The following is a 17,008-nucleotide window of genomic DNA, read 5'->3' as shown; positions in this document are numbered from 1 at the left end:
TGTTTAAGCTTTGGTTAAAACATGATAAGCATCATAAAATTAAGTAATTAAAAAAAAATATTTTTATCACATCAAACAAACTATTATGAAAAAACAATTATTACTTTTAGGTATAGCCTTACTAAGCATCCAATTTGGATATTCGCAATTTATTTTAGAAGGCGAATTTCGTCCAAGAGCAGAACTATTTAATAACGGATTTAATTATAGATACCAGCCAGCTACTGCTGCTCCAGCAGGAAACCTTTCTGGTCGTGAAGGTACAGATGCTTTTGTAGGTACTTCTGTAAGAGTAGCTCTAAATAGCACCTATATGACGGAGTCTTATAAGGTATATATTGGTATACAAGAAGTATTTAGATTTGGAGATAGAACACAAATATCTGCCGCTGGCAATGGTAATTTTAGGATTCAAGAGGCTTGGGCAGATTTAAAACTTTCTGAATTTTGGAGTTTTAAATTAGGTAGGCAACCGCTTTCTTATGATGATCAAAGAATTTTAGGAGGCTTAGGTTGGGCGCAACAAGCACGTACCCATGATGTAGGGGTATTAAAATATAAGAAATCTGGCTTTGCATTAGATGCAGGTTATTCTGTAAATACTCTTGGAGATAATATTTATGATACTGCCTTATTATTTTCATACAGAAACTTAGCTTTTGCCCATATTAGTAAAGAATCTGAAAAGTTTAATATTAGTGGTTTAGTAATGAATACTACTTTTCAAAATGGAACAGATGACAAATCAAACCTTTTAACTGCTGGTGTGCATGCAGGGGCTAAAATTGGTAAATTAGGTTTAGCTGCAAACGCTTACATACAATCTGGTGAAAGAGCCGGTGCCGTAGATGTAAAAGGCGCTTATTTATTGAGTTTAGATGCTACACTTAAAGCAACAGAAAAATTTACAGTTCTTGGAGGTGTAGAAGTAATTTCTGGTAAGGAAGATGATTCAGCTCCTTTCTTCCCTTTATATGGAACAAACCATAAATTTAATGGTTTAATGGATAGGTTTTATGTAGGTAACCACGCTGTAGGGAATGGCTTGGTAGATTTAAACCTTGGAGCTAGTTTTAAAGTAGGTAAGGGATACAATATAACTTTAAAAGGGCACACATTCTCTGAAGCATCTAGCGACAAAAATTCTTTAGGATCAGAAATAGATTTTGTAATTGCAAAAGGCTTTAAAGGGTATAAGTTAGTAGCAGGGTATTCGCAATTTTTTGAAAGCGATGATTTTCCAAATCCAGCAGGAAACCCAGAAGCTAAATCAACACAAAATTGGGCTTGGGCTATGTTAATTCTTAAGCCTAAATTTTTAAATACAACAAAAGAATAAGTTATAAAGAAGCTTTGCTTCAAGCATGCTACCATGGTCCTTTAGTTTCAGTGGCTGTGGTAGCTTTTTTTGTACTACGTATTTTAAATTATATTTGTAAAAATTTGAATATTTTATGAGTACAACTACAAGCATAGTTCTAGCAGATGATCATTCTTTAGTAAGAGACGGTATTAGAGCATTATTAGAAAGTGAACAGGACTTAGTGGTTATTGGGGAAGCTTCTAATGGACAAGAAGCTATTGCAATGGTTAAAGATAAAAAACCCGATGTTTTAATCATAGATATACGTATGCCTGTTTTAAATGGAATAGATGCTGTTGCACTTTTAAATAAACAAAATGTAGCGGTTAAAACTATAATACTTTCTATGCACGATTCGGAAGAATATATTTTAAAGTCTGTTAGTGCTGGTGCAAATGGCTATTTATTAAAAGATACTGGTAAAACAGAATTTATAAAGGCTATACATACGGTTAGAGAAGGAGGTAAGTATTTTAGTGGAGCAATATCTAATGTATTGGTAAATAATTTATTAAACCCTTCTAAGGAAGCCTCAGAAGAGGTTAGTAAAGATGCAGAAAAAGAAACTCCTTTTAATCTTACAAATAAAGAATTAAAAGTACTTGAGTTAGTATTATCTGGACTAACAAACAAAGAAATATCAGAAAAATTACAAAATAGTAAGCGTACTGTAGAAACGCATAGGTTTAATTTAATGCGCAAAATGGAGGTTAAAAATTTAATGGAGCTTTCTAAAAAAGCCCAAGATTATAATTTAACTAGTATCTAATTAGTCCTCTTTTAGTCTTTGAATAATTTTACCAACATTTTTTTCTTCAAAAAAGCTGATTAGCCTTAAACCTGTTCTTATGAGAAAAGCCTTTGGGGCTTTTATAATTGCACTTAAAGAAACTACTAATTGGTCTAGGTCTTCAATAGCTTTTTTATTTGCATTGCCATCTAAAGCGTGTAAATGCATTGCGCTAATCCAAGATTGTTCTCTGGCTTTTCGCATGCTAAAATCTATAATTTGTTCATCAGATTTTACACCAACAACATCTAATAAGAATAATAGTGGAGATACTCTTCCTAATCTTTTTTGAAGTTCGTTGGTAATGTTAAAAAGAACGGTATTTACTTTGTTAAAATCGTTTGCAATAGCTCCAATATCTTTCCCTTTCATAGTTTGGCTTGTAGCAATGCCTAAATCTAAATTTATATGCGCATTAATACCAAGCATAATATGTTGTAAAATGGTAAGAGGCTCTGTTTTACATTGAAATGAAAATTCCCAACATTTACTTACGGGTAACCCTTTTTTATAGTTATGGTACGCTTCTAAATATAGATTAGCAAAAGCAACATCCATTTTTTGTAGTTGGTTATTATCTTCAAAATTTCCAAGTTCTACTTCTTTAAGAACTTCAGCAGTTGTTCTTCTATATACATAAGCAAACAGACCTAAACGATCATTATTTGCAATAGCGTCATCAATTATAAGGTCTAGTTCTACTAAAACCTCGGATATTGTAGTAGGTTTATGCATGTTTGTGTAAAAGTTAAGCTATACATGTTGGTCAAATAAAATTGGGTTACCGTCGGGGTCGGTTATTATAAAACTTGCAGGGCCTGTTTTTGTTGTGTCTATTTTGTTAGGAATAGAAATTCCTTTTTCATGTAATTGTTTTTGAATATCTCTAATATCTGTATACGAATCTAATTTTTGAGCATTTTCATCCCAACCAGGGTTAAAAGTTAATATGTTTTTATGAAACATGTCTTGAAAAAGTCCAATTAATGTTTTTTGATTTTTCATAATTAAATACTGCTTATCCATTTCTCCTGCAAAAACAGTAAATCCTATTTTTTCATAAAATAGTTTAGATTTTTTAAGGTCTTTAACGGTAAGACTAACAGAAAATGCTCCTAGTTTCATGACAAATAAATTAAAGGTTATACAATTTTTTGTTGGGGGAAGTTCTATGTTATGGTAAGTTATGAAATTTATTCCTTTATTATAATTCCGTTTTTCACTTCTAATTCTGAAGGTTTCTCGAACCAAGTTTCCATAAAATCAAAATTTTCCTGACTCACCTCAAATTCAAAGGTTTCCCCTTTTTCTGTATTTCTTTGTAATACTCTCCGCAGTCTTATTTCTTTAGAAATATCTAAAAAATGTGTAGTTGTTTTAAAGCCTTTTAATGCAGCAAACGTTCTAAATTTTTCACGATGTTCTAATGTAGAAAGACCTAAGTCTAGAATAGAATCTACACCAGAAGCTTCTAATTGTTCTATTAAATTGCATATCATTTTTTCGGCCCTTTCAATTCTTTCTAAGAACCAACTTAAACCATCGATTTCTTTTTTATCTACAAGGAATAAAGTATTGTTCCATGTGTCTATTGAAAAAATGATACCATTGTTTTTTGTTTTTAAAGAGTTAGAATATGTTGTTTTTCCAGAACCTGTATTACCAACAATTAAATGTATCATTCTATTTTTTTTATTATTTATAGGGAGTTTTCTTTATCTTTAAAACGCAATTTTTTCTCCACTTTTTCAAGCATTTGTGCTATCCTATTTGCTTTAGTTTCTTCGGTCTTTGCTTGGTATATCCAATCTAAATACGTCTTTTGTTCTCCTTCTGTAAAAGAGGTAAAGTTTTGTAGGATTTGTTTAGGTTCATTTTTAAAGCATGCTAAAATCTCAGACGGAATTTCCAATGTAGATAAATCAGAATATAGAACAACATGAACATAGTCTCCAGACTGTTTTTTAATTTTTTTGCGAATCTCAGCCTTTACTGGCAAAAATAATTTGCCATTCCCCATTGGCATTAATTTGTATTGTTTTAAAGCATACGAATCAATGGAGCCTTTTACTTTTACCCATCCAAAAGGGGTGTTTTTGTTCTGAAGTATCTCCGGTATTTCGGCATATGTCCAGCCGCCTTTACCTGGGAATTTTTGAAGTAAATATTCTTTATTAACTAAAGGTTTTTCGTCTTGCATTATTTGCTATGGTAGTAATAAACAAGTCTAAAGATATAGAATTTGTTTATTATTTAGTTATAGCTATTTTTCTTTTTATAAGTTCTTCCGTACCAAAGTAAAACTCCAGTAACGGGTAAGGTTGCGGTAAGTAAGCTAACTAAAAAAGCAATTGTTTTGCCAAAAATTCCGCCAATAGCTCCAATATGAATATCATAATGCATGCGCAAAATTTTATCGGCCACTTTAGCATTTTCATATTTACCATAAATACTAGTTGTCTCTAATTCTTCTAAAGTGTTTTGGTCAAAAAAACGAAAGTCCGAATCGTAAAATGTACTTTTATTATTAGAGACTTCTATATAAATACTTTCTTTTTTAGTTTTTGGGTAGTGTAGTTCAAAACTATCGGCTTCGGGTGACTCTTTTAAAAGTTTTGTGATTAAAAAATCCATAGGAACCGTTTTTTCATCCATTACAGGTTCGCTTGTGTTTTCTGGGATTATAAAACGAGCTTCTTTTTCTCCGCCAGATGCAATGTAAACTACATATTTAAGCCAGTTATAAGAAATCATAGCTCCAGTGAAAGCCAGAATTAATGCAAGAGAGCAAATATAAAAACCAACTACGGTATGTAAATCAAAATTTTTGCGTTTCCATTTGGTGGTATCTTTCCAATCAAATTTTAGGCGTTGTTTTAAGTTTTTTCTTTTTTTGGGAATCCATAATATAAAACCTGAAATAATAATTAGTATAAAAATTAATATAGATGCACCCACTACTTGCTCTCCAATACCTTTAGGAAGCCACAAACGCATATGTCCCTTTAAGATAAAAGCAAAAAAACCTGAAAGGTGGTTGTCTATTTGAATTACTTTTCCAGTATACGGATTTAAAAAAACACTTTGATAAAATTCTGGTTCTGCATCATAAAAAATTACTTCAATAGCATATCCTGCTTTTCTAAAAATAGTACCATGAATGGTGTTTTTTGGGAGTGCTTTTTCGGCAATTTTTTTTGCTTGTGTTGGTGTTAGTATGTTTTTATCTTGTATTTCAACTTTTTTGTAGTCATCATATAAACTTTCTATTTCTTCTCTAAAAGCCCAACAACAGCCAGTTATAGAAACAATAAATACTACTATACCAGTAGCTAAACCTAATATTTTATGGAGTTGAAAGATAACTTTTTTCACTTTGCTATTTTGTTAAAAAAAAGCCTAATTATAGGTGTGGGGAACTACACCTATAATTAAGTTTAAAACTAAAATTTATAATTTATTGCTGCTAAAATTACTCTTTGTTGTTGCGGAGTTACTGTGCTCCATCCGGAGTAATATGTTTTATTACTTAAATTGTTTCCTTTAATACTACATCTAAATTTGTCTGTTTCATAATATACAGACGCATTGTATATAGTATAAGATGGAATATAGAAGCTACCAGTAATAGATTTATAATCTACCATTGTGTCGTATTCTGATGCTCCATTGCATCCTGCTCCAACTCCAAACTTACTTAGGAATTTATAGTCTGCCCAAAAGTTATATGTAATTTCTGGTCCTGATTCTCCGTAGCGATTTCCTTCTAAACCAATAGCAGAAGGAGAGCTTTTAATTTCAGAATCATTATAACTAAATCCGCTATGTAAGTTTAACCCTTTAACTGGGCTGGCATTTAGCTCTAGTTCTATCCCTTGGCTGTTTATTTTAAGGTCTTGTGTTTTTGTAGCCCAATAATACTTGTTATCTACAGTAATATTATAGTAGCTTAAAGTTGTTTCTAACTTGTTATGAAATAAGTTGGTTTTAATACCAAATTCTAGTTGATTGGCTTCCTCTACATCATACGATTGTAACATAGTTTCTCCAGTGCCAAAATCTGTTATGTATTGTGGGTTAACATAAGAAAATCCGTTTTGGTAGTTTGCAAAAATAGATACTTCATTAAGTATTGGTTGAAAAACAATACCAAATTTTGGTGACCAAGTAGATTGGGTGTATTCTGTTTCATTATCAGTATCTGTATTTTGGTCTCCATTATAATCAAATCTATCATAACGTACACTACCCATAATAGATAAAGAAGGAAGTATATTTATAACATCAGAAACATAAGCTCCTAAAATATTTTGACGAACATCACTATCTACATTTCCTAAACTTGTTAATGCTGTATTTAGATTTTGTGCATTAATTTCTGGCTCTCCAAAAATTAAATCTCCATCAATATTTATGGTGTGTAAATACCCCCAGTTAGAACTATTGTCTATAACTTTTGTATCTAGATAATCTACCCCAACAAGCAATTTGTTTTGTAAGTCTCCTAGTTTTAAATCGCCAGTAAAATTCTGTTGCAGATTTAAAGTTTTTGTTCTTGCATCTGTATCTTGTACAAATAAACTAAAATTTTCTGTACCTATTGGAGCACTTGGATCTGTATAATCTGCAACATTCCATAAGTAGGTATAATACCCGTTAGATTTTGCAATACCACCAGCAATAATAGTTTGTGAAGACCAATTGTCTGTTATTTTCCATGCAATTTCTCCGCGGTAATTTTGTGTTACATTATCTATGGTTACATCATTATTGGTGAATGATAAATTGGAGTTGTACCCTAGTTCTTCAATAGTATTAAATGCTATAGGGCCATATCTATTCAGGAATAAAAAGGTTTCATTAGTTTGTTCATTACTAGAGGCTTCATATGCAAAGTTGAAAGCCAATTTATTATTTACTTTATAGGTTAATGAAGGGGCTACAAAAACAGATTTTTTAAAGCCTGCATCTTGGAAACTATTGTCTTTCTGAAAGCCAGTGTTAAAGCGTAAAGACAGTTTTTTATTATTAGAAATATTTACATCGGCATTTAATTTTGCAAAATCATTAGAACCGCCAGACATAGTAATTTCTCCTCCTGTACTGTTATATGGTTTTTTAGTGATAATATTTATTAAGCCTCCGTAAGAGGTAACAGAGCTTCCAAATAAAGTTCCTGAAGGTCCTTTAATAACTTCAACTCTTTCTACGTTTGATGGGTTTATAAAACCATTAGTAATACCGGCTACACCATTTACTAATTGTGGTTGTACTGCAAATCCGCGACTAGAATAGTAACCAGCACCATCGCCACTTCTACCAGTAGAGGACCATAATTTAGAAATACCTGCAGCATTTTTTAAGGCATCTTCAAAGGTATTTACAGACTGTGATATTAGTAATTGACTGGTAATGGTATTATAAACCTGCGCGTTTTCTATGTTTTTTAAAGGCATTTTAGAAACATAAGCACTTTTTTTTCTAGAAAACTTATTCGTTCGGCTTGCTTCAACAACAACTTCATTAAGCATTTCATTCCCTTCTAATAGGAAAATAGGTTCCAAATTTACAGAGGTATTATTGATAATACTAATTGCTACTTCTTTAGTTTTAAAACCAAGGTAGGATATAGAAAGAATGTATTTTCCTTTTGTTACATTTTCTATTTTAAACTGTCCATTCTCATTTGTTTGTGAACCGTTTATAGTGTTTTTAAGTATAACATTTACACCTAATAATGGTTGTTTGGAATTGTCAGTAATAACTCCCGTAATGCTTGCACTTTGTGATAATCCTAATTGTGTTACTAGAAAAAGTAATAGGATAAGTAATGGTTTGTTCATTTATATTTATTTAGACTTATTAAAAATAATTTGTTTTTAACAAATGTATTCTTTGAAGCTTAGTTCTCCAAATTATTTATAATAAATCTAAATAGTGATTTTGTAAGGTATTGGTTTACTTAAGAATGGCTTTATTTAATTTGTAGAAAATAAACTAATTGTATAGTCCAAAAGTTCTGTGCCACCTATTTTTCCATGGCCAGGAATAACCACTTTTATCTCTGGTTTTTCTTTTTTTATTTTAGCCACAGTTGCAGACCATTCATTTTCATTAGCATCTCCTAAATAGCCTTTTGTTGCATTTAGAGCTTTAATTAGGCAACCTCCAAAAAGAACTTGTTCTTCTGGGATGTAACTAACTACATTGTCTTTGGTATGCCCTTCTCCATAAAAGTTTGTAAAAACAGGTTTTTTCCCAATAATTAGTTTTAATTCTTTAGTAAACCCTTCTTGGGGCAACACTATAACTTTGTTTTTCTTTGCTAGTGAAATTGTTTTAGTACTAGCGTAACTTTTTGTCCCGTTTGCATGAAATTCTTCAAGTCCTCCTAAACAATCGTTATGAAAATGAGTAGCTACTACGGCTGTAAGTTTCTTTTTTTGTACGTTTTCTATCCAATTTATGAGTTGTCTAGAAACTGTATTATTTGTGGGAGTATCAAAAACTATAGCTTCATCTTCATTAAAATACACCATACCATTACAGGCAACATTTCCAAAGTCGTTAGTTTGTAAATAGGAGGTATGAACAAAAGTGTTAGTACTAACCTGTTTAATTTTTAAATTATCTGTAGTTACCCCTTTTACAGTTTTTTTTGAGGTAGAACAGGAGTAGCAAATAAAGATACTAAGTAGAGATAAAAGAGCCTTGTACATAGAAAAATAAAAATTATAATAATTCTGTTTTTTAGATTAAAAGGACTTAATTTTCTTTATTATATAAATTTATTGCTTTTATATATTTTTGCGCTCCTTTTTTAGTTTGGTCATAAATAAAACCATCCAATTCTGGATGTTTTGTACTAACCCAGTTTAAAAGTTTAGTTCTGTTTTTAATAAATATTGTATCCTTAAAATTTAGATAATCTGTTGTTTCAATACTACTTATTTTAGCATTTTTAAAATGTATAGTTTGCTTAGTTACAATTGGTTCTTCATGTAAAAATAATATTCTCTTATCCATTTTGGAAATGGTGGCTTTAACAACTCCGTTTTCTTCTTTAATGTCAAGTGTTTTGTAAGTAGGTTCAAATATAGCATCCCATTGGAGCCATTCTTTATATTCTGCTATAGAAAATGTTTGTTTATAATTACTCTCTTTAGTTAAAAGGCTGTCTCTTAATAAAGCTTCTATTCTTATAGCATTAGAATTGTTAAGGGCTTTGTAGTATTCTTTTGCAATTGTAAGTTTCCCTATTTTTTCTTCAGAATTTTTACAGGATATAAATCCAATTAATAATAGCGTTGCAATTATAAATTTATTCATTAGTATAGTTCGCAGTCTTTTTAAATTCAACACTTCTAGGTTTTAAATACTCCTAAATTCCTTTTATTATTTTAACTAATTTCAAGAAGATTTGGAGTCTTGTTTTATAGTGTTATACACTTTTTCTAGTTTTTCCCAATACGTAGCAAACATTCTTTTATTAATTTGAAAATAAGCTTTAATGATAATAGTTTTTAATTTATTTCTTTTAGATAAGGACTCTATAATGCTATTTATTAGCCAATCTTCATCGAAACCAGTCCAGACACCTGCAAAACTTATCAAGTTATAATGTAAAACCGGAAAAAGCTCATAGGTATTAATTTCTTTTACTTTCTTTAAAGAGTATGGACTTTCTATAATTTTTTTTGCAATGGATTTTAAGACATATTCTTCAAGTTTGGTATCCAGATAAAAATTGGATAAGGCAATCCAAATAGGTTTTCTTTCTTCTATGTTTAAAGTTTTACTCATTTAAGTAAAATGTAATATTTAGTCTAAATTAAGCATATTTCTAAAGTAATTAGGTACTCTTTTTTAAATGTTAAAAAGGAGGATTATCTATACGAAGTATGCTCCATAGAAGAACGATATTTTTTAGTAGCTTTTTGTAAATTTTCGGAAAGCGTTCTTAACCAGCTCATATGGTTAGATATTAAGAAGGCTTCTTGTAGACCATGGAGAGTTGCTGTATCTATTTCTGTCTTACCTTGCTCAATATTTTTGTCTCTTAAATTAGATAATTTTGTGTATTTGTCTAATAATTTCTCCTGAGCATCTTCAATGACCTCTTCTGTAATTTTATTTTTATCTTCATTAGATTCTAGACTGTTTAAAGATAATTGTAAACTAATAGAAATCTTTTTTATAAGATTATTAAAGTCTTTAGAAGCAGGAGTAGTTTTATGGTTTATTATAAAATTTCCTATAGACGCAATAGCAGAAATCATTGTTTGGTTAAGGGTTACAATTTCATAAATTAATTGAAATTCTTTTTGCTTAGATTTTGGGTCTTGTGTTAAACGCTGAAACGCCGCATTTAAATTACTAATAGCTAAAAAGGCTTCTTTTCTAGCTAAATTATAAGGCAATCTGTTTTTTGAGGGTTCTTTATAAAGGTTTTGCATTGCTAAAAGATATTCCCTGTTCATTTTTAAAGTTTCTAGAAGTACCTGTTTTATATTATTTACTTCCCAACTTGGAAAAAGTAGGTAGTTAGCAACTATAGATATGGTTGCACCAATAATAGTATCAAGTACACGGTATTGTATTACTTCAAAAGCATTAGGGTTAGCTAAAGAATACATGAATATAACACTAATGGTAATTAAGAAGGCGGCAAATTTGTAATTCTGTTGTACTAAAGCGAAAGCTAAAATTAACGATACAATTGCTAGAACAGAATAGATTATTATGTTTTGAGTAATAAGTACAATGCCAACGGCAACTGCAGCGCCAATAAGTGTACCAATAATACGGTCTTTGGAACGTTCTTTTGTTAAACCATAACTAGGACGCATAATAACAATAATAGTAAGTAAAATCCAATAAGTGTTTTGGATATTAAAAACAAAGCCGAGTAAATATGCAAAAACCAATGCAATAGTAAGTCGCAAAGAGTGTCTAAACATGGAAGAATTTAGACTAAAATTCTGAAGAAGAATATTTATATTATATTCCTGTAGCGTTAAAAACTGATTGGAATCTTGTTTTTTTAAAGATACTTTAGAGGCACTTTTTACATTAGCCATTACACGCCTAATTGCCCTTATTTCATAGACAAGTTGCTCTTGGTAATCGTATAAGTTTTTTAATACTAGAGCTCCCTCACGCGCTTCGGGTAACTTTATAGTATCTATATAATTTGTGATAGAATTGTTAGCTTCTGAGAGAGCCTTTAGTAGCGTATTTTTATTAGGAATTTTATCTTTCTGAATCAATAATTCTGACAATCGAATTAAATGATTTCCCATAATTTTATTTAACTTTTTAGAAGCTTTTAAAAATTCTTTTCGCTCGCCAAAAATGGCATCAATCATTTTATAATCTAAATGTTTTGCTTCTATTAATTCTAATATATTTATAGAGGAAATAAAAATTAATAGTTGTTTTTCCTCGTATCGGGAGCGTCCAGAACGTTTACGATCTGTAAGTAATGCTTCTCTTAACGTTTCATGTTTTTCACTTATTTGGTGTTGCAGGGCAAAGGTTTTCTTAAGACGGTCATCACGTTTGGCCTCTTTAGTTAGTAATTTTCCTCGTAATTTTAAATATTCACCAATAAGTAAAAGTGTATCTGATAGTAATTGGTTTTGGTCTTTTTTTGGAGTAATTTTTTTAAAAATAAAGGTTACAAATAAATACCAAAGACCACCAATACCCATTAAAGCAATTTGCAACATTATTTCTTGTGCCGTTTCTTTTTGTATTGCAAATGCTAGTACCATTGCTAATAAGCCAGAAAAGGATACTAAAGAGGCTCTAAATCCGTAAACTGAAATTAGAGAAACAAAAAACGAAATAACAGTAAGGGCTACTAATAAAAGGGGTAAAAAAGGTTTTGAAAAAAGGATAATGGCAGTAATAACCATAGTTAGTCCTATGCTAATTAATATGGCATTTACTTTACGTTTTGCGCTTCCAGGAATATCTCCAGGAACATTTAAAAATAAACCGAGAACAACTGCAGGGGCATATTCAAAATACCCTAAAAAATAGAGTAGTGTAAAAGGAACTATAATACCAACGCCAACTTTAATTCCTCTTTCAAAGTTGGTGCTTTTTAGAAATAACTCTAGTTGTTTTAGTTTTTCTTTCAAAAATTATTAATTAGAATGCAAAATTAGACTAATTGTAAAGAAGTATTGCTTAGTAAGGTTAATTTTAGGTGTAGTAAAATATATAATTTTAATAGAATTAAAGTGGTCTTGCAAGTGCGTTTATAGGTTTAAATTTCTTCGATTTTCAGTAATTATACTTTGTGCTTTAATTAAAGAAAAGTTTACTAAGATAATTTCAATCTAATTTATTACTTGTGTTTATTTTTTTTAAAATTGTAAGCAATTCTAAAACTTAAACCAATTGCTTTGGTATTATAATTTTCGTTGGAAAAATCTAGTTTGTTTAGTGCTTTCCCTGCATTAAATCCTGTGTAAATTAGATAAAGGCCACATACGGTATTGTCTGACCATCCGTAGCCTTCAATCCCAAATGCAAAAGACCAAAAATGAATATTTGCTTTCGATTTTTTTTCAATTTCAAGAGAATTAGAATCCATTAAATTTCCAGTTGCATGAATAGTTCCGAAACTATATTTAGGTATTAGTACCAAACGATATTCTTCATCACCATAGAATAATTTAGGAGCAAAACCCCAAATAACAGCACTGGCATCCCGTTCTAAAAAAGATTTGTAGTTTACCATTCCAAGGTTGTCAAAATCTGAATTTTCATCTTCATCATTACCTTTATAATATGAAATATCAATTTCAGGAGCTAAGAATTTATAGGAAAACAATTCAGCCCCAGCAGACAATTTTAAATATACGTTTGGAATAGGTTCAAATTGTTCTTCATAGAAGCCGCCAATTTCACCAAATACTTTTGGAGTGGAAAATTGGCTAAAAACCAAAACAGGAAATACGAAAAGGCAATACAAGAAAATTTTAATCATTTCAGAAAGGCGACAATTAGTATGCCAAAAACTCCTAATTGTTAAGATATTTATTTAGGTAAATTGTAATTTTTCCTACGATAAAAAAAGGTAATTTTAAGAGCAATTATTTAGAAATTAAAAATATAAACTAGGGTTTTAGTATTAAGGTATAGTCTACGTAATTGTATAGATTTGTTATACATATTTCTTGTTTAGAACTATTGTTTTTTGAGAATTCTGTTTTTTAAGCCCTAAACAATTATGATATATTTACTACGTATTTATACGTAATTTTATATCTTGCATGCATAGAATATAAGTGTCCCATAATACAAAGACAATGCAGGAAAATAAGATTCATAAAACTATATGTAGCTATTGCGGTGTAGGCTGCGGCATAGACGTATCGGTAGACAACAAAGGAACCATTGCAGTAACAGGAGATCAAGACTATCCTGTGAATAAAGGAATGTTATGTTCCAAGGGCATGAATCTTAATTACGTAGCACAAGATACTACAGACCGTATTTTGTATCCAGAAATGCGTTATAGCCGTAACCACCCTATGCAAAGAGTGTCTTGGGATACTGCTTTTAAGCGTGCAGCTGGTGTTTTTAAAAGTATTATAGATAAGCATGGCCCAAATAGTGTAGGGTTTTATGTATCTGGACAATGTTTAACAGAAGAATATTATTTGGTAAATAAACTTACCAAAGGTTTTATAGGTACTAATAATATAGATACCAACTCGCGTTTGTGTATGAGTTCTGCGGTTGTAGGCTATAAAAAAACAGTAGGAGAAGATTCGGTTCCCATTGCGTATGCAGATATAGAATTGGCAGATTGTTTTTTAATAGCAGGAGCAAATCCAGCATGGTGTCATCCAATTCTTTTTAGGCGTATAGAGAAACATAAGGAAGAGAATCCAGATATTAAAATAATAGTAGTAGATCCTAGAAAAACGCAAACATGTGCCTCTGCAGATTTGCATTTGCAAATTCTTCCAGGAACCGATGTTATTCTTTTTAATGCTATTGCTCGTTGTTTAATAGACAAGAAAAAAATAGATAAAAAATTTATAAAACAACATACGGTAAATTTTGAAGCTTGTAAAGAAAGTGCCTACCAATTATCGGTACGCCAAGCAGCAGAAAAATGTGGTATTCCTGCAGAAGATATTCGTAGAGCTGCCAAATATATTGGCGATGCTTCTGGGTTTATTAGTATGTGGACTATGGGACTTAACCAAAGTATTATTGGAGTAGATAAGAATGTGTCTTTGTTTAACTTGTCTTTACTAACAGGGCAAATAGGAAAACCCGGTTCCGGGCCATTTTCACTTACAGGACAACCAAATGCTATGGGTGGTCGTGAAGTTGGTGGTATGGCAAGTTTATTGGCTGCGCATAAAGATTTAGAAAACCCAGAACACCGAAAAGAAGTATCCGATTTTTGGGGCGGAAAAGAAATACAAGCAGAAGCAGGTTATACTGCTACCGAAATGTTTGATGCTTTAGACAAAGGAGATTTAAAAGCCATATGGGTAATTTGTACCAACCCAGTAGTATCTATGCCAAATGCAAAAAAAATAGAGCGCGCCCTTAAAAATGCAAGTTTTGTTGTGGTACAAGATATCTCTCATAATTCTGAAACTTCTAAATATGCAGATTTACTTTTACCAGCTGCTGGTTGGTTAGAGAAAGAGGGTACTATGACCAACTCGGAACGTAGAATTAGTTATTTGCCTAAGGTTATAGATGCTCCAGGAGAAGCATTGCCAGATGCAGAAATTCTTTGGAAATTTGCACAGGCAATGGATTATAAAGGTTTTGATTATGAATCTGCTAGTGAGGTGTATGATGAGCATTGCTTACTTACCAAAGGCACAAAAATAGATATTTCTGGTCTTTCTTATGATAGATTAAAGGAAGAAGGTAGTTTTCAATGGCCAGTGCCACACCGTACGCACCCAGGAACGCCAAGACTTTTTGAAGATAAGGAGTTTTATACAGGAGACAGTAAGGCGCATTTTAATGCTCCAAAAAATATCTATAATAAATCCGAAGAAACAAATACTGAGTTTCCTTTAATCTTAAATACAGGAAGAGTTCGGGACCAATGGCATACAAGAACTAAAACAGGAAAAGTAAATAGGTTGCTTACTCATATACCACAACCCTATTTAGAAATGAATAAGGTAGATGCCTATTTACGCCAACTAAAAGAAGGCGATATTGCAATAGTAAAAAGCCGTAGGGGAGAGGTGCAAGTAAAAGTTCAGATTAATTATGATATTAGAGAGTCTGTTGTGTTTTTACCAATGCACTGGGGAAAAATATTAAATAATGATTTTGGTAGGGCTAACAACCTTACTAGTGAGTTGGTAGACCCAATTTCTAAAGAGCCAGATTTTAAGTATTGTGCGGTACAGGTAGAAAAGTTTACAAAAAAAGAACAAAAAATTATTGTAATTGGTGCGGGAGCAGCAGCCTACCGCTTTATACAATCCTACAGAGAAAAGAATGAGGTAGATGAAATTCATGTTTTTTCTAAAGAAAAAGACCCTTTTTACAATCGAGTACTTTTACCAGAATATGTAAGTGATGAACTTTCTTGGGAAGCGTTAGAAAAACTTAAAAAAGGAGAGTTAGAAAAACTAGAGGTAGACTTACATCCTGGAAACGGAATAGCAAAAATTAATGCAGAACAAAAAACCGTAGTAGACGAAAACGGGAATACGCATTCTTACGATTTACTTATTATGGCAACAGGAAGTAGAGCTTTTGTTCCTGCAGATGTGCAAATAAAATTACCTGGGCGTTTTACTATGCGAGAGCGCGGTGATGCAGATAAACTTAAAAAATATTTAGGAGAAACTGGCTTGCCTGCAGAAGAGCAGCATGTAGTAATTGTTGGAGGTGGTTTGTTAGGACTAGAACTTGCTGCCGCTCTTAAAAAAAATAAAGTAAACATTAGTATTGTACAACGTGCCCCTCGTTTAATGGAACGCCAATTAGATCGTATTGCAAGTAGGTTATTAGCAGAAGATGTTAGAGAACGTGGTATTGAAATTTATTTTGATAATGAGGTAAGTACCGTTTTTCAAGAAAAAGATAGCAAGCATTCTCTTTTAGTAAATCTAAAAACTGGCCGAACTATTAAATGTAACGCTATTGTATACGCAATTGGTACCAGACCAAATATAGAACTTGCAAAGCAAAGTAATTTAAAAACAAGAAGGGGCGTAGTGGTAAATTCTTATTTAGAAACTAGTGAGCCTTCTATTTTTGCTTTAGGAGAAATTGCAGAATTTAATAGCTCTCTCTTTGGAATAACATCCGCAGCAGAACAACAAGCAGATATAGCTGCAAACTATATTTTAGGAGATTATGGTAGTATGTATTCTGGTTCTGTATTAATGAATATTTTAAAGTTCGAGAATCTAGACCTTTGTAGTATTGGTATGGCTTATGCTCCTGCAAACGACCCTAGCTATGAAGAAATTATTTTAATGGATGTGAGTAAGCGTTTTTATAAAAAATGTATTGTAAAAGATGATATGTTAAAAGGCGCTATTTTAATGGGAGACAAAAATGAGTTTGCAGAATTTAAAAGACTTATAGAAGAGGAAATAGAATTATCAGAAAAAAGGAATGAACTCCTCCGTGGTGCTACAAATACAGTTCCTTTAAAAGGGAAATTGGTTTGTTCTTGTAGCCAAGTAGGCGAAGGTAATATTATAGAGGCTATACAAAATGGATGTACAGAGTTTTCTAAATTATGCTCCGAAACAGGTGGCGGATTAGGTTGTGGTAGTTGTAAGCCAGAGATTAAAGATATTTTAAATTCCCAATTAGCAACAGTTTAAAAA

The 17,008-nt window shown here is 31.5% G+C and carries 14 protein-coding genes; 3 read left to right on the top strand and 11 right to left on the bottom strand.

The features are described from left to right. Positions 1-85: 85 nt before the first annotated feature. Together Q0820_RS01500 and Q0820_RS01495 are read left to right on the top strand one after the other, a co-directional pair. Positions 86-1,339, top strand: a complete 1,254-nt coding sequence (locus tag Q0820_RS01500) for a hypothetical protein (RefSeq protein ID WP_298484435.1) — start codon at positions 86-88, stop codon at positions 1,337-1,339. Between the two features lie 115 nt (positions 1,340-1,454). After that, the gene (locus Q0820_RS01495; protein WP_298484434.1) at positions 1,455-2,132 is read left to right on the top strand and encodes a response regulator transcription factor; all 678 of its coding nucleotides are present in this window, start codon (positions 1,455-1,457) and stop codon (positions 2,130-2,132) included. Here the strand turns inward: Q0820_RS01495 and Q0820_RS01490 are convergent, their stop codons facing one another. The 11 genes from Q0820_RS01490 to Q0820_RS01440 form a co-directional block, all read right to left on the bottom strand. After that, complete coding sequence (locus tag Q0820_RS01490; protein WP_298484433.1) at positions 2,133-2,888, bottom strand: DUF5995 family protein; 756 nt, start codon at positions 2,886-2,888, stop codon at positions 2,133-2,135. It lies immediately after the preceding gene. 18 nt (positions 2,889-2,906) lie between these two features. Beyond that, positions 2,907-3,278 (bottom strand): VOC family protein, encoded by a 372-nt coding sequence (locus tag Q0820_RS01485; protein ID WP_298484432.1) that lies wholly within the window; start codon positions 3,276-3,278, stop codon positions 2,907-2,909. 68 nt (positions 3,279-3,346) lie between these two features. Next, positions 3,347-3,835 (bottom strand): ATP-binding protein, encoded by a 489-nt coding sequence (locus tag Q0820_RS01480; RefSeq protein WP_298484431.1) that lies wholly within the window; start codon positions 3,833-3,835, stop codon positions 3,347-3,349. 17 nt (positions 3,836-3,852) lie between these two features. Continuing rightward, complete coding sequence (locus Q0820_RS01475; RefSeq protein WP_298484430.1) at positions 3,853-4,353, bottom strand: YdeI/OmpD-associated family protein; 501 nt, start codon at positions 4,351-4,353, stop codon at positions 3,853-3,855. Positions 4,354-4,406: 53 nt separating this feature from the next. Next, entirely contained in the window at positions 4,407-5,528 is a 1,122-nt protein-coding gene (locus Q0820_RS01470) for a PepSY domain-containing protein (RefSeq protein ID WP_298484429.1), read from the bottom strand. Positions 5,529-5,596: 68 nt separating this feature from the next. Further along, positions 5,597-7,996: a TonB-dependent receptor gene (locus Q0820_RS01465; protein ID WP_298484428.1), complete on the bottom strand. Its 2,400-nt coding sequence runs from the start codon at positions 7,994-7,996 to the stop codon at positions 5,597-5,599. A gap of 135 nt (positions 7,997-8,131) precedes the next feature. Next, positions 8,132-8,872, bottom strand: coding sequence for a subclass B1 metallo-beta-lactamase (gene bla, locus Q0820_RS01460; RefSeq protein WP_298484427.1), 741 nt, complete (start codon positions 8,870-8,872; stop codon positions 8,132-8,134). A gap of 46 nt (positions 8,873-8,918) precedes the next feature. Beyond that, positions 8,919-9,482: a hypothetical protein gene (locus Q0820_RS01455; RefSeq protein WP_298484426.1), complete on the bottom strand. Its 564-nt coding sequence runs from the start codon at positions 9,480-9,482 to the stop codon at positions 8,919-8,921. An 81-nt stretch (positions 9,483-9,563) separates the two neighbouring features. Further along, a complete protein-coding gene (locus tag Q0820_RS01450) occupies positions 9,564-9,956 on the bottom strand; it encodes a hypothetical protein (protein ID WP_298484425.1) in 393 nt (130 codons plus the stop codon). 83 nt (positions 9,957-10,039) lie between these two features. Next, a complete protein-coding gene (locus Q0820_RS01445; RefSeq protein WP_298484424.1) occupies positions 10,040-12,301 on the bottom strand; it encodes an FUSC family membrane protein in 2,262 nt (753 codons plus the stop codon). Between the two features lie 209 nt (positions 12,302-12,510). Then, complete coding sequence (locus Q0820_RS01440; RefSeq protein WP_298484423.1) at positions 12,511-13,155, bottom strand: hypothetical protein; 645 nt, start codon at positions 13,153-13,155, stop codon at positions 12,511-12,513. 322 nt (positions 13,156-13,477) lie between these two features. Between Q0820_RS01440 and Q0820_RS01435 the strand changes: the two genes are divergently transcribed. Next, the gene (locus Q0820_RS01435) at positions 13,478-17,005 is read left to right on the top strand and encodes a nitrate reductase (protein WP_298484422.1); all 3,528 of its coding nucleotides are present in this window, start codon (positions 13,478-13,480) and stop codon (positions 17,003-17,005) included. Positions 17,006-17,008: the final 3 nt, after the last annotated feature.

The organism is uncultured Maribacter sp. (assembly GCF_947495965.1).
Lineage (GTDB): Bacteria > Bacteroidota > Bacteroidia > Flavobacteriales > Flavobacteriaceae > Maribacter_B.
The sequence above is the reverse complement of the archived record's forward strand: the minus strand, read 5'-3'. Positions and strand labels throughout refer to the sequence as shown.